The 17,378-nt window shown below is 72.4% G+C and carries 16 protein-coding genes; 4 read left to right on the top strand and 12 right to left on the bottom strand.

The annotated features are described in order from the left end of the window. Positions 1-91 precede the first annotated feature (91 nt). The 11 genes from J4709_RS32035 to J4709_RS31985 form a co-directional block, all read right to left on the bottom strand. Positions 92-1,111, bottom strand: a complete 1,020-nt coding sequence (locus J4709_RS32035; protein ID WP_208246287.1) for a LacI family DNA-binding transcriptional regulator — start codon at positions 1,109-1,111, stop codon at positions 92-94. Further along, positions 1,108-2,499: a GH1 family beta-glucosidase gene (locus J4709_RS32030; RefSeq protein WP_208246285.1), complete on the bottom strand. Its 1,392-nt coding sequence runs from the start codon at positions 2,497-2,499 to the stop codon at positions 1,108-1,110. Before J4709_RS32030 ends, J4709_RS32035 begins: the two co-directional genes overlap by 4 nt. After that, positions 2,499-4,790 (bottom strand): alpha-xylosidase, encoded by a 2,292-nt coding sequence (gene yicI / locus J4709_RS32025; RefSeq protein ID WP_208246283.1) that lies wholly within the window; start codon positions 4,788-4,790, stop codon positions 2,499-2,501. Before yicI ends, J4709_RS32030 begins: the two co-directional genes overlap by 1 nt. Continuing rightward, on the bottom strand, positions 4,790-5,680 hold the full coding sequence (locus J4709_RS32020; RefSeq protein ID WP_232384359.1) for a carbohydrate ABC transporter permease: 891 nt from the start codon (positions 5,678-5,680) through the stop codon (positions 4,790-4,792). The genes yicI and J4709_RS32020 overlap by 1 nt, the downstream gene beginning before the upstream one ends. Further along, complete coding sequence (locus tag J4709_RS32015) at positions 5,677-6,639, bottom strand: carbohydrate ABC transporter permease (RefSeq protein ID WP_307801715.1); 963 nt, start codon at positions 6,637-6,639, stop codon at positions 5,677-5,679. Before J4709_RS32015 ends, J4709_RS32020 begins: the two co-directional genes overlap by 4 nt. After that, positions 6,636-7,922, bottom strand: coding sequence for an ABC transporter substrate-binding protein (locus J4709_RS32010; RefSeq protein ID WP_208246281.1), 1,287 nt, complete (start codon positions 7,920-7,922; stop codon positions 6,636-6,638). The genes J4709_RS32015 and J4709_RS32010 overlap by 4 nt, the downstream gene beginning before the upstream one ends. A gap of 195 nt (positions 7,923-8,117) precedes the next feature. Continuing rightward, positions 8,118-9,506, bottom strand: coding sequence for a protein kinase domain-containing protein (locus J4709_RS32005; RefSeq protein WP_208246279.1), 1,389 nt, complete (start codon positions 9,504-9,506; stop codon positions 8,118-8,120). Between the two features lie 20 nt (positions 9,507-9,526). After that, positions 9,527-10,318, bottom strand: coding sequence for a putative hydro-lyase (locus J4709_RS32000; RefSeq protein WP_208246277.1), 792 nt, complete (start codon positions 10,316-10,318; stop codon positions 9,527-9,529). After that, positions 10,315-11,220 carry a 5-oxoprolinase subunit C family protein gene (locus J4709_RS31995; protein ID WP_208246274.1) on the bottom strand — a complete coding sequence of 302 codons (906 nt, stop codon included), beginning with the start codon at positions 11,218-11,220 and terminating at the stop codon, positions 10,315-10,317. Before J4709_RS31995 ends, J4709_RS32000 begins: the two co-directional genes overlap by 4 nt. Beyond that, a complete protein-coding gene (locus J4709_RS31990; protein ID WP_208246631.1) occupies positions 11,217-11,825 on the bottom strand; it encodes a 5-oxoprolinase subunit B family protein in 609 nt (202 codons plus the stop codon). The genes J4709_RS31995 and J4709_RS31990 overlap by 4 nt, the downstream gene beginning before the upstream one ends. Positions 11,826-11,833: 8 nt before the next feature. Next, complete coding sequence (locus J4709_RS31985) at positions 11,834-13,063, bottom strand: NRAMP family divalent metal transporter (protein WP_208246272.1); 1,230 nt, start codon at positions 13,061-13,063, stop codon at positions 11,834-11,836. 163 nt (positions 13,064-13,226) lie between these two features. On the opposite strand from J4709_RS31985, the gene J4709_RS31980 reads away from it, so the two are divergent. Further along, positions 13,227-13,922, top strand: a complete 696-nt coding sequence (locus tag J4709_RS31980; RefSeq protein ID WP_208246270.1) for a GntR family transcriptional regulator — start codon at positions 13,227-13,229, stop codon at positions 13,920-13,922. 34 nt (positions 13,923-13,956) lie between these two features. Here the strand turns inward: J4709_RS31980 and J4709_RS31975 are convergent, their stop codons facing one another. After that, positions 13,957-14,589, bottom strand: coding sequence for a GntR family transcriptional regulator (locus J4709_RS31975; RefSeq protein ID WP_246342808.1), 633 nt, complete (start codon positions 14,587-14,589; stop codon positions 13,957-13,959). Between the two features lie 144 nt (positions 14,590-14,733). Between J4709_RS31975 and pdhA the strand changes: the two genes are divergently transcribed. The 3 genes from pdhA to J4709_RS31960 all read left to right on the top strand — a co-directional run. Beyond that, positions 14,734-15,894 carry a pyruvate dehydrogenase (acetyl-transferring) E1 component subunit alpha gene (gene pdhA / locus J4709_RS31970; protein WP_208246268.1) on the top strand — a complete coding sequence of 387 codons (1,161 nt, stop codon included), beginning with the start codon at positions 14,734-14,736 and terminating at the stop codon, positions 15,892-15,894. Positions 15,895-15,905: 11 nt separating this feature from the next. Then, positions 15,906-16,955 (top strand): alpha-ketoacid dehydrogenase subunit beta, encoded by a 1,050-nt coding sequence (locus tag J4709_RS31965; RefSeq protein WP_208246266.1) that lies wholly within the window; start codon positions 15,906-15,908, stop codon positions 16,953-16,955. Further along, positions 16,952-17,378, top strand: a 427-nt coding sequence (locus J4709_RS31960; RefSeq protein ID WP_208246264.1) for a lipoyl domain-containing protein, incomplete at its 3' end; no start/stop codon positions are given. The genes J4709_RS31965 and J4709_RS31960, both read left to right, overlap by 4 nt.

Genomic DNA, 17,378 nt, shown 5'->3' with positions numbered 1-17,378 from the left:
TTCGACGATCGGGCCGCGCGGGCCCGGGCGCATGCCTCCTTCAGGTCCGGCGGGGCGGGGCGGTCAGTGCGGCGTAGTCAGTGCGGCGTGGTCAGCGCGGTGCCGGGGCGGAACTCGCGCGCGGGGTCAGGGTCGGCGGCAGCAGCGTCGCGGCGGGGACGGCCTCGCCCTCGATCTTGCCCATGAGCAGCTCGACGGCGCGGCCGCCCACCTCCTGCGCGGGGATCGCGACGCACGACAGCGCCGGTTCGGCGTGCTCGGCCATCTCGTCCGGGCAGATCGCCACGACCGACACGTCGTGCGGGACGGCGCGGCCGTTCGCACGCAGGGCCCGCACGACCGTGTCGACGACCGGCTCGTTGTGGACGAGGATCCCGGTCAGCCCGGGACGCTCGGCGAGCAGCCGAGCGACCAGCGCGCGCGCCGCCTCCGGGGTCGCCTCGCACGGGTGGACGCCGCCGGTGAGGCCGTGCTCGCGGACGGCCGCGCCGAACCCGTCCGCGACCCGCTGCGCGAACCCGGTCCGCCGCGCGTAGACCTCGGGCGGCGAGCCGATCAGCGCGACCTCGCGGTGCCCGAGCCCGGCCAGGTGCTCCACGCAGACCGCGCCGGCCGCGTGGAAGTCCAGGTCGATGCAGGTCAGGTCCCCGGCGTCGGCGGGGAAGCCGATGAGCACGCTCGGCCGGTCCAGGGTGCGCAGCAGCGGCAGCCGCGGGTCCTCCATCTGGACGTCCATGACGATGAGGGCGTCCACGAGCGCGCTGTCGGCGACGCGGCGCAGGCCGTCCTCGCCCTCCTCCTGGGTCAGCAGCAGGACGTCGTGGTCGTGCCGGCGCGCGGCGGTCACCACCGACATCGCGAACTGCATGACGACGGGCACCGCGATCCCGGAGCGCAGCGGGATCATCAGGGCGAGGACGTTGGAGCGGCTGCTGGCGAGGGCGCGGGCGCCGGCGTGCGGGCGGTAGCCGAGCTCGCGGATGCTGGCGCGGACGCGCCGCCGGGTCTCCTCGGAGATCGTCCGCTTGCCGCTCAGCACGTAGGACACCGTGCTCGGGGACACCCCGGCGTGCCGCGCCACATCGGTGATCTTGACGACGGACCGGTTCACCGCGCCTCCGAGGCCGGCGCGCCCGCGGCGCGCGCCGCGGCGATCGCGTCGCGGTACCAGAACGCGCTGTCCTTCCAGGTGCGCTCGCCGGTCGGGTAGTCGACGCGGATCAGGCCGAAGCGGCGGTCGTAGCCGTAGGCCCATTCGAAGTTGTCGAGCAGCGACCAGGCGAAGTATCCGCGCAGGTCGACGCCGGCGTCGCAGGCGCGTTCGGCGGCGGCGAGGTGGTCGCGCAGGTAGGCGATGCGGCGGTCGTCGCGGATCCGGCCGTCCGGCGCCGGCTCGTCGTCGAACGCGGCGCCGTTCTCGGTGATCATCAGCGGGACGTCCGGGTACTCGCGGTGCAGCCGCAGCAGCAGCTCCTCCAGGCCGGAGGCGTCGATCGGCCAGCCCATCGCCGTGTACGGGCCGGGCTGCCTCACGAACTCCAGGCCCTCGCAGCCGACGAACGGGGTGGCGGCGCCCTGCTTGTGGCCGTCGTCGTTCTCGCGCGGCGACGTCCCGTCCCACCCGCGGACGAGCGTCGGCGCGTAGTAGTTGACGCCGAGGACGTCGATCGGCGCGGCGATCACGTCGGCGTCGCCGTCGCGGACGAACGCCCAGTCGGTGACGGCGGCGGTGTCGTCGAGCAGGTCGGCGGGGTAGCCGCGGCCGAGCATCGGGTCGAGGAAGACCCGGTTGGCGACGGCGTCGGCGCGCCGGACCGCCTCGGCGTCCCCGCGCAGGTGGTGCAGGTTGAGGGTGACCGAGTGCCGGGCGGTCGGCGCCACGACGCCGCGCAGCGCCCGCACCGCCAGGCCGTGCGCGAGGTTGAGGTGGTGGGCGGCGGCGAGCGCGTCCGCCGGGTCGGTGCGGCCGGGCGCGTGGACGCCCGCCGCGTACCCGAGGAACGCCGAGCACCACGGCTCGTTCAGCGTCGTCCAGGTGTCGACGCGGTCGCCGAGGACGCGGCCGGCGCGTTCGGCGTAGTCGGCGAAGCGGCGGGCGGTGTCGCGCTCCGGCCAGCCGCCCGCCTCCTCCAGTTCCTGCGGGAGGTCCCAGTGGTAGAGGGTCGCGACGGGCGCGATGCCGTGGTCGAGGAGCTCGTCGACGAGCCGCGAGTAGAAGTCGAAGCCCTTCTGGTTCGGCCTCCCCTCGGGCAGGACGCGCGACCACGAGATGGAGAACCGGTAGGCGCCGATTCCCAGCCGCGCCATTGACGCGACGTCCTCTTTCCAGCGGTGGTAATGGTCGGTGGCGACGTCGCCGGTGTCGCCGTTCAGCACCTTGCCCGGCGTCCGGCTGAAGGCGTCCCAGATGGACGGTGTGCGCCCGTCCTCATCGGCGGCCCCTTCGATCTGGTAGGACGCGGTCGCCGCGCCCCACAGGAACCCCTCCGGGAAGCCCATCAGTTCTCCTCTTCCAGGGTGATGACGAGTTCGTCACCGGCCGCCTTTATCAGGACCCCGTGCGGATGGTAGGACGTCTCGCCTCCCTCCACCGCCGTGACGCCTGCATTCACCAGAAGAACGTTCCATGCGCCCGCACCCGACACCCGCAGCGTGGCACCGTTCCGCACCGTGGTGAACGACGTGCCGTCGATCTGCGTGAGGACGTTCATTCCGTCGGACGGTTCGTAGACGCGCAGCGTCACGCCGTCGGCGTGGTCGTAGTCGGGACGGTCGTCCACCGCGCCTTCGGGAATGACCGCACCGGGACGCACCAGCAATGGGACGCTGTCGAATCCGTGCCGTTCCTTCACCCACCGGCCGCCGTGCACGCGTTCACCGGTGAGGTAATGCGTCCACACGCCGTCCGGGACGTAGTAGGAGACGTCGCCATCGGACGAGAAGACGGGTGCGACGAGCAGGTCGTCGCCGAGCATGTACTGGCGTTCGAGATGCGTGCAGGCCGGGTCGCCGGGGAACTGCAGGACCATCGCCCGCATCATCGGCACGCCCTCGCCGTACGCCTGCCGCGCCGCCCCGGAAAGGTAGGGCATCAGCCGCATCTTCAGCTGGGTGAAGTCGCGCAGGACGTCCACCGACTCCTCGTCGAACAGCCACGGCACCCGGTAGGAATGGCTGCCGTGCAGCCGGCTGTGCGAGGACAGCATCCCGAACGCGATCCAGCGCTTGAACAGCGCCGGGTCGGGCGTCCCCTCGAAGCCGCCGATGTCGTGGCTCCAGTAGCCGAACCCCGACAGGCCGAGGGAAAGGCCGCCGCGCAGGCTCTCCCCCATCGCCTCGAACGTCGATTCGCAGTCGCCGCCCCAGTGCACCGGGAAACGCTGCCCGCCGGTCGTCGCCGAGCGGGCGAACACCACCGCCTCGGCGTCCCCGCGCTTCTTGCGCAGCAGTTCGAAAACGGTCTGGTTGTAGAGGTAGGTGTAGTAGTTGTGCGCGCGTTCCGGGTCGGAGCCGTCGTGGTAGACGACGTCGGTCGGGATGCGCTCGCCGAAGTCGGTCTTGAAGCAGTCGACGCCCATGTCGAGCAGCGCTTCGAGCTTCGCCGCGTACCAGTCGCGCGCCTCGGGATTGGTGAAGTCGACGACCGCGAGGCCGGGCTGCCACTTGTCCCACTGCCACACGTCGCCGTTCGGCCTGGTCAGCAGGTAGCCGCGGGCGCGGCCCTCCTCGAACAGCGGTGACCGCTGCCCGATGTAGGGGTTGACCCACACGCAGATCCGCAGGCCGCGCTCCTTGAGCCTGCGCAGCATTCCCGGCGGGTCCGGGAACACTCGCGGGTCCCATTCGAAATCGCACCACTGGAACTCGCGCATCCAGAAGCAGTCGAAATGGAAGACGCTGAGCGGCAGGTCGCGCTCCGCCATCCCGTCGATGAACGAGGAGACGGTCGCCTCGTCGTAGTCGGTGGTGAAGGAGGTGGACAGCCACAGCCCGAACGACCAGTCCGGCAGCCGCGCCGGCCGTCCCGTCAACGCCGTGTACTTGCGCAGGATCTCCCGCGGCGACGGCCCGTAGATGACGAAGTACCGCATCTTCTGGCCGCGGACGCTGAACTGCGTCCGGGCGACGGCCTCGGAGGCGACCTCGAACGACACGTGCCCGGGATGGTCGACGAAGACGCCGTATCCCGCGTTCGTCAGGTAGAACGGCACGTTCTTGTACGCCTGCTCGCTGGCGGTGCCGCCGTCGGCGTTCCAGATGTCGACGGACTGGCCGTTCTTCACCAGCGGCCCGAACCGCTCGCCGAGCCCGTACACGAAATGGTCGACGCCGAGGTCGAGCTGCTCGCGCACGTAGTGCTCGCCGTCGTCGGTGTCGATGACGGCGGTCGCCTTCGGCGCCGTCCCGGTGAGGCGCCGCCCGTCCGCGAGGAAGTCGATCCCCCATTCCCCGCCGCGCTTCACCCGCACGGTCAGCGCACCGGACGTCAGTTCCGCCGCCTCGCCGTCGATGCGCACGTCCCCGATGGGCTCGGCGGCCAGCTCGAACTGCGGTCCGCGCTGCTTTTCGCCCGCGAAATGGGTGATGGTGACGCCGATGACGTCCGGCATGGGCGACATGCATTCCACCGTCACCACCGGTCCCTTGAGCAGGTCGCCCCGGTGCCGGATCCGCTCCACGGGAGCCTGCACCGAGAACGAGCAGGGCCCTTCCGCGACGTCGAGGACCTCCACCGGATGAGCGGCGTGCACACCCTCGCGCATCATCCAGTAGCCGTCACTGAACTTCATTACTTAATGGCTCCTGCGGTGAGTCCGCGCGACAGGGTGCGCTGGAAGACGAGGAAGAACACGACGGTCGGGAGGAGGCCGAGGAGCGCGGCTGCGCTGGACATGGTGGCGTCCATGAGGCGCTGTCCCTGCAGCACGCCGAGCGCGACGGAGACCGTCTGGTTCTCGTTGGAGATGAGGAAGACCATGGGGATGAGGAACTCGTTCCACGTCCACACGAAGAAGAAGACGAGCAGCACGCTCAGCGTCGGCCGGACGACCGGGACGACGACCCGCCACAGGACCTGCCAGCGGTTCGCCCCGTCGATGCGGGCCGCCTCCAGGAGCGGGCGCGGGAACGCCGACATCACCGACGACAGCAGGTAGGTGCCGAACGCGCTCTGCACCACCGTGAACACGATGATCACGCTGAGCCGGGTGTCGTAGATGCCGAACTGCTTCGCCAGGTAGTACAGCGGGTAGACCAGCGCCTCCTGCGGCAGCGTGTTCGCCAGCAGCAGCAGCGCGAGCACCCAGATGCGGCCCTTGATGCGTCCGATCCCGAGCGCGTAGGCGTTGAACACCGACAGCAGGACGGCCAGCACCGCGACCGAGCCGCTGATCAGCACGCTGTTGAGCAGCACGTGCCCGAAGTCGACGCGGTCCCAGAAGTCACGGATCGCGTCGAAGTTGAACCCGGACGGCGGAGCGAGCGGCCCCTTGGAGGTGTACTCCTGCGGGGTCTTCAGCGCGTTGAACACCACCACCAGGAACGGGATCAGCATGATCCCGGCCAGCGCGGCCAGCGCCACCAGCACCGCGTAGGCGGACGGCCCGCGGCGGCGCTTCCCGCGCGCCGCGCCCCGCCGCTCGCGCGCCGGCGCGCTCGGCTTGGTCATCGTCGCGGTCATCGCTCCTCCCCCAGGTCACGTCCTTGCAGCCGCAGGAAGACGACGGTGAGCGCGATGATGACGAGCGTCAGCACGGTCGCGATCGCCGAGCCGTAGCCGACGTCGGACTTCTCGAAGAAGTTGACGTAGGAGTAGTACGACGGGACGTTCGTGGCGCCGCCCGGCCCGCCCTTCGTCAGCACGAAGATCTGCGGGAACGCCTTGAGCGCGGCGATGGTCGTCCACAGCAGCACGACGAAGATCTCCGGGCGGATCTGCGGGATCGTGATGTGCCAGAACCGCCGGGCCCACGTGGCGCCGTCGATCTCGGCCGCCTCGTACAGCGACGGGTCGACGCGCTGGAGCCCCGACATGAACACCACGAGCGGGAATCCGATCTGCATCCACACCATGACGCCGAGGACGGACCACAGGGCGGTGGACGGGTCGCCGAGCCAGTCGTGCGCGAGCGAGCCGAGGCCGACGTCCTTCAGCAGGGTGTTCACCGCGCCCTTGTCCGGGGCGAGCAGCCAGCTCCACACGACGCCGGCGATGACGACCGGCAGCACCTGCGGCAGGTAGAGGCAGGCGCGCAGGACCGCCGCGGTGCGCGGCCCGAAGTGCCGGTCGATCAGGTCGGTCAGGGCGGCGGCCAGCACCAGCCCGATCGCCGTCGGGACGATCGCCATCCCGATGATGACCAGGACGTTGTGCCGGAACGAAGCCCAGAACTCGCCGTCCTTCACCAGCTCCCGGTAGTTGTCGAGGCCGGCCCAGGACGGGCTGCCGACGCCGGACCAGTCGGTGAAGCTCGTCCCGACGTTCATCAGGAACGGAACGCCGATGACGCCGGCGAACAGCAGCAGCCCGGGGATCAGGTACGGCAGGTAGGCGAGCTGCTCGCGCGCCCTCCCCCGGCCGTCCGGACGGGGCGCGGCGGCGGGGCCGCGCCCCTTCCGGGCCTGGTGGTGCGTCGTCACTTCGGCAGGCCGTCGTCGTAGGTCTTCTGGAGCGCGCTCAGGGCGCTGCCGGGCGCGGTGCCGTTCATGATCTTCTGGCCCTGCGCGACCCAGGCGTCATAGAAGCCGGCGACCGGCCAGTCCGGGTAGTACGCGAGCTGATTGTTCTGCGCGAGCGTGGTGAAGTCGTCGGTGAGCTTCTTGACCTTCGGGTCGGTGATCGCCGACGCGTCGGCCGCGACGGGGATCCCGCCCAGGTTCCCGAGCATGTTCTGGACCTTCTTCTTCATCGTGATGTCGATGAAGTCGTAGGCGAGGTCCTTGTTCTTCGAGCCCTTGGGGACGACCCACAGGTTGCCGCTGGAGCCGAGCGTCATCTTCGCGCCGGGCCAGACGGAGGTCTCCCAGTCGAACTTGGCCTCCTTGGCGACCCGGCCGAACCACCAGGACCCGGAGAACATCATCGGGAACTTGCCGCTCATGAACGCGACGCCCGCGTCCTCGGCCTTCTGGCTCACCGAGTTCTTGGCGATGTAGCCCTTCTTCACCCAGTCGGCGAAGGTGGCGGCGCCGGAGGTCCAGGCGGCGTCGTTGAAGTTCGGCTTCGCGGTGTAGCGCTGGTAGGCGTCCACCCAGGAGCGGTCGGGCGCCTTGTCGAGGGCGAGCTGGTAGATGAACTGCTGCGCCATGTACTCGGCGCCGGCGTTCGTCAGCGGCGTGACGCCCTTGGCGACGAACTTGTCCATCGCGGCGGTCAGCTCGGCGAAGTTCGTCGGGATCTGGACGCCGTTCTTCTTGAACAGGTCCTTGTTGTAGTAGACCTGCAGGTATTCGCCGTAGTTCGGGACGCCGAACCACTTGTCGCCGCCCATGGTGCCCTTGGCGTCGTACTTGGCGGTGACCTGGACGCCGGGACTGATGAGCTTGTCCCAGCCACGCTTGGTGACCTCCGGGGTGAGGTCCTGCAGGAGGCCCTGCTTGGAGAGCATCCCGGCGGTCGCGTTGCCCTTGTTGTACTCCAGGACGTCGGGGGCGTCCTTGGAGTTGAGGACCATCGGCGCCGTCTTCTGGATCTGCTCGAAGCCCTTCTCCTCGAACTTCACCTTGACGCCGGGGTGGGCGGCCTCGAACTCCTTGATCGCCTCGTTCCACGCGGCGCCCATGGCGCTGTCGGGGGCCTCGTAGTGCCAGAGCTTGAGCACCTTGCCGTCGGAGCCGCCGCCGTCGCCGCCACAGGCGGAAAGCGACAGGGCCGCGGCGGCGAGGGCGGCGAGCAGCGCCGCGCTCCTGCCTGCCTTGAACATGGGGGATCCTTCGCGGGGGTGGGACCGGGGGGTCGGGATCGTGGTGGTCGGTATCGATGGCTGTCGAAGCGCTTCGATTGACCGGGATGCTAAACCGTCGCGAAGTCGGCGCACAATAGCCGGATCGCTCCTGGTCGTCGAAAATGACCGCTGAGCTGCGGGAACTTTCTGGGAGCGCTCCCATACACGGTCGGGCTAGCGGCACTCCCCGCCGTTCAGGGTGAACCTGGACGGCCGCCCGCCGCCCCCGTCGCGCTTGCCGAGGAACCCGAACTCGACCGTCCCGTGCGGCGGGATCGACCGGTTCCAGTCCGCCGCGGTGACCGTCACCGACGCGCCGTCCTGCTGCTGCCCCCCGTTCCACAGCTGCGTGATCGACTGCCCGTCCGGCAGGTCGAAGGCGAGCCGCCAGCCGTCGATCGCGGCCGTCCCGAGGTTGGTGATCCGCACCGTCGCCTGGAAGCCCTGCGGCCACGACCCGTCGATGCGGTACGCCACGGTGCACGCGGTGGCCGCCGTGGTCGGCGCCATCCGGGACGGGGACGGCGACGGGCGGTCCGCCGCGTCCGGCGACCCGGACGAGCCCGGCGTCGTGAGCCCGATCAGCAGCGCCGCCAGCCCGGCGGCCCCGACCGCCGCACCGGCGATGACCAGCGGTTTGCGTCCCGACGGCCGCGCCGCCGGTTCCGCCGGGTGCGGCGCGCCGGGCGGCGGCTCGTCCAGGACGCGCGTCGGATGGTGCTCGCCCTCCGGCTCCGGCTCCGGCACCGGCGGGACGTGCGGGAAGGGCGCGAGCTGGACGCCGGCCGCGTCCGCGAGGACCCGGGCGGCCTCCGACGCCGCCGGACGGGACCCGGGGTCCTCGTCCAGGCAGCGGCGGCACAGCTCCACGACCTCGGCGGGGACGCCCTCCGGCGGCGTGCCGAGGGCCGGGGCGGGCGCGCCGCCGGTCAGCGCCTGGTTCAGCACGACGCCGAGCGAGAAGACGTCGGCCGCCGGCGCCGGCCGCACACCCGTGAGCAGCTCGGGGGCGACGTAGGCGGGGGTGCCGAGCACGGGGCCGCCGGACGTCCCGGTGAACGCGATGCCGAAGTCGAGGACCTTCACGCCGACCGGCGTCAGGAACACGTTCGCGGGCTTGATGTCGCGGTGCACGATCCCGGCGGCGTGCGCGGCGGCCAGCGCGTCGGCGATCCGCGCGCCGGTCGCGGCCGCCTCCCGCCAGGGCATCGGGCCGCGCGCGAGCCGCGCCGCGAGCGTCTCGCCGTCGAGCAGCTCCATCACCACGTACGGGACGCGGCGCCGCTGCGCGAACCGCCCCGTCCGCGGCGTGACCTCGTCCTCGCCGTAGTCGTACACGCCGGTGATGCTCGGGTGGGCGAGGCCGGCGGCGGCCTTGGCCTCCTGGCGGAGCCGGCGGGCGAGGTCGTCCGGCCAGCCGTCCGCCGGGACCTTCACCGCGACGGCGCGGTCCAGGACGAGGTCGGTGGCGCGCCAGACGGTGGCCATCCCGCCGGCGCCCAGCGGCGCCTCCAGGACGTAGCGCTCGCCGAGCCGGTCGCCGGGGGCGACGATCTCGGGCATGGACGAAGCCTATGCCGGACTCAGGGCACGAGGTACCGGGAGTCGCGGGCGTCGGTGATCGCCATGTGCCCGGGCGCGTGGCCGATCGCCAGCTTCGGGCGGGACGCCATCACCGCGGCCTGCGGCGTCACCCCGCACGCCCAGAACACCGGGATCTCGTCCACCCGGACCTCGACCGGGTCGCCGAAGTCGGGCGCGTCCAGGTCCTCGATGCCGAGCTCGAGCGGGTCGCCGACGTGCACGGGCGCCCCGTGCACCGACGGGTACCGCGCCGTGACGCGGACCGCGTCGGCGATCTGCGCTGCCGGGACGGGCCGCATCGACACCACCAGCGGCCCGCCGAACTCGCCGGCGCGGCGGCACATCCGGTTCGTCCGGTACATCGGGACGTTGGTGCCCTGCTCGATGTGCCGGACCGGGACGCCCGCCTCGCGCAGCGCGTCCTCGAACGTGAAGCTGCACCCGATCAGGAAGGACACCAGGTCGTCGCGCCAGTACCCGGTGACGTCGGGCACCTCGGCGACGGGTTCGCCGTGCTCGTACACGATGTAGCCGGGCAGGTCGGTGCGCAGGTCGCCGGCGAACAGCGAGGCCGACACCGCGCCGGGCTCGGTGACGTCCAGCACGGGGCACGGCTTGGGGTTGCGCTGCGCGAACAGCAGCAGGTCGTAGGCCTGGTCGCGGGGCACGGCGATGAGGTTCGCCTGCGTCCAGCCGGCGCACCAGCCGGCCGTCGGGACGCGCAGCCCGGCGCGGAACAGCGCCCTGGCCTGGTCCGGGGAGAGCGAGCCCGGGTCGATCGGATTCGTCACGGTCCCTCCTGTCTGGATGGTCGTCGTGCGAGCGGGGGCGCGGGATGCGGCCGGAACCGCAGCCGCTGCCCGGGGCGCGCCTGCGCGGCGCGCCCGACGTCGGCGGAGACGACCACCGCGATCACCGGGTAGCCGCCGGTCACGGGATGGTCGGCGAGGAACAGCACGGGCCGTCCGGACGGCGGTACCTGGAGCGCGCCGGTCACGGTGCCCTCGCTGGGCAGCTCGCCGCGCCCGGCATGCGCGAGGCGCGGGCCGTCGAGCCGCATCCCGACCCGGTCGATCTCGCTGGTCACCGCGTACGGGGCGCCGAACAGCGCGTCCAGGGCCCCCGGGACGAGCCAGTCGGCGCGGGGGCCGGGGATCGCGCGGAGCTCGATCTCGGACGCGGGCGGCGGCGCGACCGGCAGGACGTCCAGCAGCGGGTGCGCGCGCGGCGGCGGGCCGACCGGCAGCAGGTCGCCGGGCTTGAGCGGGGCGGGGCCGAGGCCGGACAGCGTGTCGGTGGAGCGGGACCCGAGGACGGGCGGGACCGCGATCCCGCCGCGTACGGCCAGGTAGCTGCGCAGTCCGGTGGACGGCGTGCCCATGCGGAGCTCGGCGCCGTCCGGGACGTGGAAGACGGAGAAGGGCGCGACGGCGCGGCCGTCGACGGTCATCGGGACGGGTGCGCCGGTCACCGCGGCGAACGCTCCGCCGCGCGAGCGGACGTGCAGCCCGCCGAAGGTCACCTCGATCGCGGCGGCGTCCTCGGGATTGCCGGCCGCGCGGTTCGCGAGCCGGAACGAATCCGGGTCCGCGGCGCCCGCCACCCCCACGCCGAGCGCCGCGTGACCCGGACGTCCCAGATCCTGAACGGTTGCCAGGAGTCCTGATCGGAGAACGTCCAGGCCCCGCTTCATGGTTCCCTCCGGACGAAACGAACTTTTACCCCCGGCCTGAGCAGGGCCGGAGGGTCGCGGTCGAGGTCCCAGAGGACGGCGTCCGTGCGTCCGATGATCTGCCAGCCGCCCGGCGACCCGACCGGGTAGACGCCGCTGTAGCGGCCCGCGAGCCCGACCGCGCCCGCCGGGACCCGGACCCGCGGCGTCCCGCGCCGCGGAACGTCCAGCCGCGGGTCGCCTCCTTCCAGGTACCCGAATCCGGGCGCGAACCCGGTGAACGCGACCCGCCACGCGGTGCCGGTGTGGGCGGCGGCGACGCCGTCCGGGGTGAGGCCGGTGAGCGCGGCGACCTCGGCGAGGTCCGGGCCGTCGTAGACGACGGGGACCTCGACGGCCGCCGCGGACCCGGCCGCCGCGGCGGGCCGCGCGCCGCGCACGGCGGCGGCGACCCGGGCGGGGTCGGCGGACGGGTCGAGCAGCAGGGTGAGGGTGCGGGCGGCCGGGACGATGTCGGCGACGCCGGGCGGCGGGTCGGCGGCGAGCGCCGCGTACAGGCCGGGCATCGCCTCCGGGCCGGGCGGTTCGACGAGCAGCGCCCGGTCGCCGTTCGGCAGGATCCGCACCCGTCCCCTCACTTCCACAGGTCTTCTATGCCCGACAGCGAGTTCCAGCCGAGGTAGAGGGAGAGCAGCCAGGCCGCGACGCCGAGCGCGAGGAGCCAGGCCGGGTACCGGTAGCCGCCGAGCAGGTCGCGGCGGCGGGCCGCGACCCACAGCAGCACGGCCAGCCCGAACGGCAGGATCAGCCCGTTCAGCGCGCCGGCGAGGATGAGCAGCTTGGCCGGGGTGGTGCCGATCGCCAGGTAGATCGCGGTGGAGACCACGATGAACGCGACGACGAGCCGGTTGCGGTGCCGCTCGATCCAGCCGGAGAACGACACCAGGAACGACACCGAGGTGTAGGACGCGCCGATCACCGAGGTGATCGCGGCGGACCACATGATCAGGCCGAACACCCGCAGCCCGGTCTCGCCGGCGGCGTGCCGGAAGGCCGACGGCGCCGGGTTGTCCTTGGCGAGCTTGACGCCGCCCGCGACGACGCCGAGGACGGCGAGGAACAGCAGGACGCGCATGACGCCGGTGACGAGGATGCCGGTGATCGCGCTGCGGTTGATCTCCCGGACGTTGCCGGGCCCGGTGAGGCCCGTCTCGATCATGCGGTGCGCGCCGGCGTAGGTGATGTAGCCGCCGACCGTCCCGCCGATCAGGGTGGTGATGACGAGGAAGTCGACCTGCCCGGGCGCGACGGTCTCGCGGAGCGCGTCGCCGAGCGGCGGCCCCGACTTCACCGCCACGTACAGCGTCATGACGATCATGACGGCGCCGAGCACCACGACGATCCGGTCCATCGCGACGCCGGCCCGCCGGATCAGGAAGACCGCGATCGCGACCAGCGCGGACACCGCGCCGCCGATCTTGACGTCGAGGCCGAGCAGCGCGTTCAGCCCGAGCGCGCAGCCGGCGACGTTGCCGATGTTGAACACCAGGCCGCCGAAGACGTCGAGGGCGGCCAGCGCGTAGCCGCCGCCGGGCACCACGGAGTTGCCGAGGTCCTGGGCGCGCCGCCCGGAGACGCCGACGATCCGCCACACGTTGAGCTGGATCGCGATGTCCACGAGGACCGACACCAGGATCGCGAACGCCATCGCGGCGCCGAGCTTGGCGGTGAAGGTCGTGGTCTGGGTGATGAACCCGGGGCCGATGGCGCTGGTGGCCATCAGGAACATGGCGCCGAGGAGGGCGCCGCGGCGGGACGAGGCGGGCGGGGAGGCCGGCGCGTGGTCGAGGGTCGTTTCGGTCATCGCTGCCCCTTCCGGGGTGTTCGGCTTTCCGACAGCGTAAGGATTGTTCAACAATCCATCAATCCCCTTGTTGAGGAATCCTCCACGAAAGGGGATACGGTGGGGGCGCACACGTTCCGCGCGCGCCCCGGCGGCGCCGCGCCACCGCGGGGAGGACGGGCCGATGCCGGCGCAGCAGTCGTGGCTGGACAGCATCGCGGCGGCGCGGGACGGCATCGGCCGCGCCAGCACCGCCGACCGCGTCGCCCACCTGCTCCGCGAGCAGATCACCGACGGCCGGCTCGCGCCCGGCGACCGCGTCCCCGAGGAGGACCTCGGCCGCGCCGCCAAGGTCTCCCGCAACACCATCCGCGAGGCGTTCCGGCTGCTCATCAACGAGCGGCTGCTCGTCCACGAGTTCAACCGCGGCGTGTTCGTCCGCCGCGTCACCGCCGACGGGCTCGCCGACCTGTACCGGGTCCGCCGGATCCTGGAGTGCGAGGGCGTGCGGTGCGCGCCGTCCGCCCCGGACGGCGCGCTCGCCCGGGTCGGGGCCGCGGTGGCCGACGGCGAGGACGCCGCCGCGGCCGGCCGCTGGGAGCGGGTCGGCACCGCCGACATCCGCTTCCACCAGGCGCTCGCCGCGCTGGTCGGCAGCCCGCGGGTGGACGAGATGACCCGGCACCTGCTGGCCGAGATGCGCCTGGTCTTCCACGAGATGGGCTCGCCGCGCGAGTTCCACGAGCCGTACCTCGCCCGCAACCGGCGGCTCTACGACCTGCTGGAGCGCGGCGACACCGGGGCCGCCGAGGCGGAGCTGCGCTCCTACCTCGACGACGCGGAGGCGCAGCTCACCAAGGCCTACCGCGAGCAGGAGTGAGCGGGCGCCCCACGGGGCGCGGCGAGCGGGCGCGCTACGGCGCGTAGTTCATCACGTGGTCGTGCAGCAGCTGCGGGGCCTGCGGGTCGCGGCGGCGGAACGCCTCGATCAGCTCGGCGTGCTCGGCCGACTTGGAGTAGATCTCGGTGTGGTGCAGCCGCAGCGACAGCGTCGTCCACAGCTCGATGCCGAGGCCCTCCCACACCGAGAACAGCAGCCGGTTGCCGGCCGCCTCGACGATCTCGCGGTGGAAGGCGATGCTGAGCCGCATCTGCTGGTGCAGGTCGCCGTCGCGGGCCGCCTCGCTCAGCTGCCGGTTGCGCTCCTCCAGCGCGTCCAGGCAGCCGGCGATGCGCGCCATCCCGAGTTCGGCGGCGGTGCGCTCCAGCCCGGCGCGGACGGGGAAGATCTCGGCGAGGTCCTGCTCGGTGAAGTCGCGGACGCGGGCGCCCCGGTTCGGCAGCGACTCGATCAGCCGCTGCGCCTCCAGCTGCCGCAGCGCCTCGCGCACCGGCCCCTGGCTGACCCCGAGCTCGGTCGCGATGCGGCGCTCGACGATGCGCTCGCCCGGCTCCCACCGTCCCGAGCTGATGCCCTCCACGATGAACTCGCGGATCTGGTCGGCGAGCCCGGTGCGCAGCAGCTGGGCGGGGACGGGCGTGTTCACGGGAGCCAATATTAGACGGGACGACGGTAAGTGATGCTTGACGCCCGACCGGATAGACTCGAATATGATCGATCATTGATCAATGATGATCGGTGAGCGTCGTGGCGATCCTACGGCGTTCCCCCGGACTAAGGAAGGTCGCCGATGGCTGAGACCACCCGGTCAGCTACCAAGGCCGCTCCGGCTCGCACCCGGAGAGCGCGCGGCACCACGGCCTCCGGGCCGACGGCCGCTCCGGCGCGCAGCGGCGCCCAGCGCGAGGGCGCGGCCGGCGGCGCCGCGCCCGCCGCCCCGGCGGAGAGCGCCGAGACGCTCGTCGGGTACTACCGCCAGATGCTGCTGATCCGGCGCTTCGAGGAGCGGGCCGCCCGCGCCTACACCGAGGCCAAGATCGGGGGCTACTGCCACCTGAACCTCGGCGAGGAGGCGACCGTCGTCGGCCTGATGGCCGCGCTGCGCCCCACCGACTACCTGTTCACCAACTACCGCGAGCACGGCTACGCCCTCGGCAAGGGGATCAGCGCCGAGCGCGTGATGGCCGAGCTGTACGGGCGCTCCACCGGCGTGTCCAAGGGCTGGGGCGGGTCCATGCACCTGTTCGACGCCGAGGCGCGGCTGCTCGGCGGGTACGGCATCGTCGGCGGGCAGGTCCCGCTCGCGGCCGGCGCCGCCCTCGCCGTCTCCTACAAGGGCGGCGACGAGGTCGTCATGTGCCACATGGGCGACGGGACGACCGCGATCGGCGCGTTCCACGAGTCGCTGAACATCGCCGGCCTCTGGGACCTCCCGGTCGTCTTCGTAGTGATCAACAACGGGCTGGGCATGGGCACCACCGTGGAGCAGTCCGCCGCCGAGCCCGAGCTGTACCGCCGCGGCGCCGCCTACCGGATGGAGAGCGTCCGGGTGGACGGCACCGACGTCGTCGCGGTCCGCGACGCCGCGCGCACCGCCGTCGAGCGCGCCCGCGCCGAGAGCAAGCCGTACCTGCTGGAGACCACCAGCCCCCGGCTCAAGGGCCACTCCGTCGTCGACCCGGCCCGCTACCGGTCCAAGGAGGAGAAGGAGGCCCTGAAGGCCGCCGACCCCCTCGCCCGGATGGCGCTGGAGCTGGAGGAGGCGGGGATCCTGTCGCACGACGAGCGCGACCGCCTCGACGCGGAGGTCACCGCCGAGATCGACGCCGCCGCCGCGTTCGCCGACGACAGCCCGGCGCCCGAGGTCTCCACGCTGTTCGACTACACCTACGCCACCCCGGTCCCGGGCGAGCTGCGCCGCCTGCCCGCCGACCCGGTATTCAGTTCCTGAGGAGCAGTTCCATGGCACCCGTCACTTACCGCCAGGCGCTCCGGGACACGCTGCGCGCGGAGATGCTCCGCGACGAGAACGTCTTCCTGATGGGCGAGGAGATCGGGCTCTTCGAGGGCTCCTACAAGATCACCGAAGGGCTGCTGAAGGAGTTCGGGCCGAAGCGGGTCCGCGACACCCCGATCGCCGAGGAGGGCTTCGTCGGCGCCGCGATCGGCGCCGCGATGCTCGGCCTGCGCCCCGTCGTGGAGATCATGACGATCAACTTCTCGCTGCTCGCGCTGGACCAGATCGTCAACCACGCCGCCAAGATCTACGGGATGTTCGGCGGCCAGGCCAGCGTCCCGATGGTGATCCGCACCCCGGGCGGCGGCGGCCAGCAGCTCGGCGCGACGCACTCGCAGAACGTCGAGCTGTTCTACTCGTTCATCCCCGGGCTGAAGGTCGTCGCGCCGAGCACGCCCGCCGAGGCGTCGGCGATGCTGAAGGCCGCGATCCGCGACGACGACCCGGTCCTGTTCCTGGAGAACCTCGCCCTCTACAACACCAAGGGCGAGCTGCCGGCGCCGGTCGAGGAGATCGAGCCCGCCGAGATCGGCCGCGCCGCGGTCACCCGCCCCGGCACCGACATCACGATCATCGGCTACTCGCGGATGGCGCGCGTCGCCGCCGAGGTCGCCGAGACGCTCGCCGCCGAGGGCGTGTCCGCCGAGGTCGTCGACCTGCGCAGCCTGCGCCCACTGGACCGCGCGACCGTCGTCGAGTCGGTCCGCAGGACCGGCTGCGCGGTCGTCGCCGAAGACGACTGGCTCACCTACGGGATCGGCGCGGAGATCGCCGCGACGATCCAGGAGGGCGCCTTCGACTGGCTGGACGCGCCGGTCCGCCGCGTCGCGATGGCCGAGGTGCCGCTGCCCTACGCCAAGTCCCTGGAGTCGGCGGCGCTGCCGTCCGCAGACTCCCTGCTCACCGCCGTCCGCGACACGCTCCGCGCGACCGGCCGTATCCCAAGGGGGACGACCCCCACACCCCCGCCGACCGTGCTGGAGCCCGCCCGATGACCGAGATCCTCATGCCGCGCCTCTCCGACACCATGGAGGAGGGCGTCATCAGCTCCTGGCAGAAGCAGCCGGGCGACGAGGTGGCGGTCGGCGACGTCCTGGTGGACATCGAGACCGACAAGGCGGTCATGGAGTACGAGGCCTACGAGGCCGGCGTGCTCGAGAAGATCCTCGTGGGCGAGGGCGAGACCGCCGCGATCGGCGCGCCGATCGCCGTGGTGGTCCCGGCGGGCGCCGCCCGTCCGGAGCCCGCGTCCGGCGAGCAGGCCGCCGAGCCGGCCCCCGCTCCGGCGGCCGAGCCGGAACCGGCCACCGCGCCGGCGCCCGAGCCTGAGCCCGCCGCGGCGAGCCCCGCCCCGGCGGCGGCCCCGGCCCCGGCCGGTCGGCGGCCCGGCGCGTCCCGGCCGCCGTCGTCGCCGCTGG

It is taken from the genome of Actinomadura violacea (genome assembly GCF_017573465.1).
GTDB lineage: Bacteria > Actinomycetota > Actinomycetes > Streptosporangiales > Streptosporangiaceae > Spirillospora > Spirillospora violacea.
The sequence above is the reverse complement of the archived record's forward strand: the minus strand, read 5'-3'. Positions and strand labels throughout refer to the sequence as shown.

Bases quoted from the DNA above. Each gene is read 5' to 3' on its own strand.
- yicI (WP_208246283.1), bottom strand. From the start codon at position 4,790: ATGAAGTTCAGTGACGGCTACTGGATGATGCGCGAGGGTGTGCACGCC.
- J4709_RS31980 (WP_208246270.1), top strand. From the start codon at position 13,227: ATGCCGGCGCAGCAGTCGTGGCTGGACAGCATCGCGGCGGCGCGGGAC.
- J4709_RS31995 (WP_208246274.1), bottom strand. From the start codon at position 11,220: ATGAAGCGGGGCCTGGACGTTCTCCGATCAGGACTCCTGGCAACCGTT.
- pdhA (WP_208246268.1), top strand. From the start codon at position 14,734: ATGGCTGAGACCACCCGGTCAGCTACCAAGGCCGCTCCGGCTCGCACC.
- J4709_RS31985 (WP_208246272.1), bottom strand. From the start codon at position 13,063: ATGACCGAAACGACCCTCGACCACGCGCCGGCCTCCCCGCCCGCCTCG.
- J4709_RS32020 (WP_232384359.1), bottom strand. From the start codon at position 5,680: ATGACCGCGACGATGACCAAGCCGAGCGCGCCGGCGCGCGAGCGGCGG.
- J4709_RS32030 (WP_208246285.1), bottom strand. From the start codon at position 2,499: ATGGGCTTCCCGGAGGGGTTCCTGTGGGGCGCGGCGACCGCGTCCTAC.
- J4709_RS32010 (WP_208246281.1), bottom strand. From the start codon at position 7,922: ATGTTCAAGGCAGGCAGGAGCGCGGCGCTGCTCGCCGCCCTCGCCGCC.
- J4709_RS32005 (WP_208246279.1), bottom strand. From the start codon at position 9,506: ATGCCCGAGATCGTCGCCCCCGGCGACCGGCTCGGCGAGCGCTACGTC.
- J4709_RS31965 (WP_208246266.1), top strand. From the start codon at position 15,906: ATGGCACCCGTCACTTACCGCCAGGCGCTCCGGGACACGCTGCGCGCG.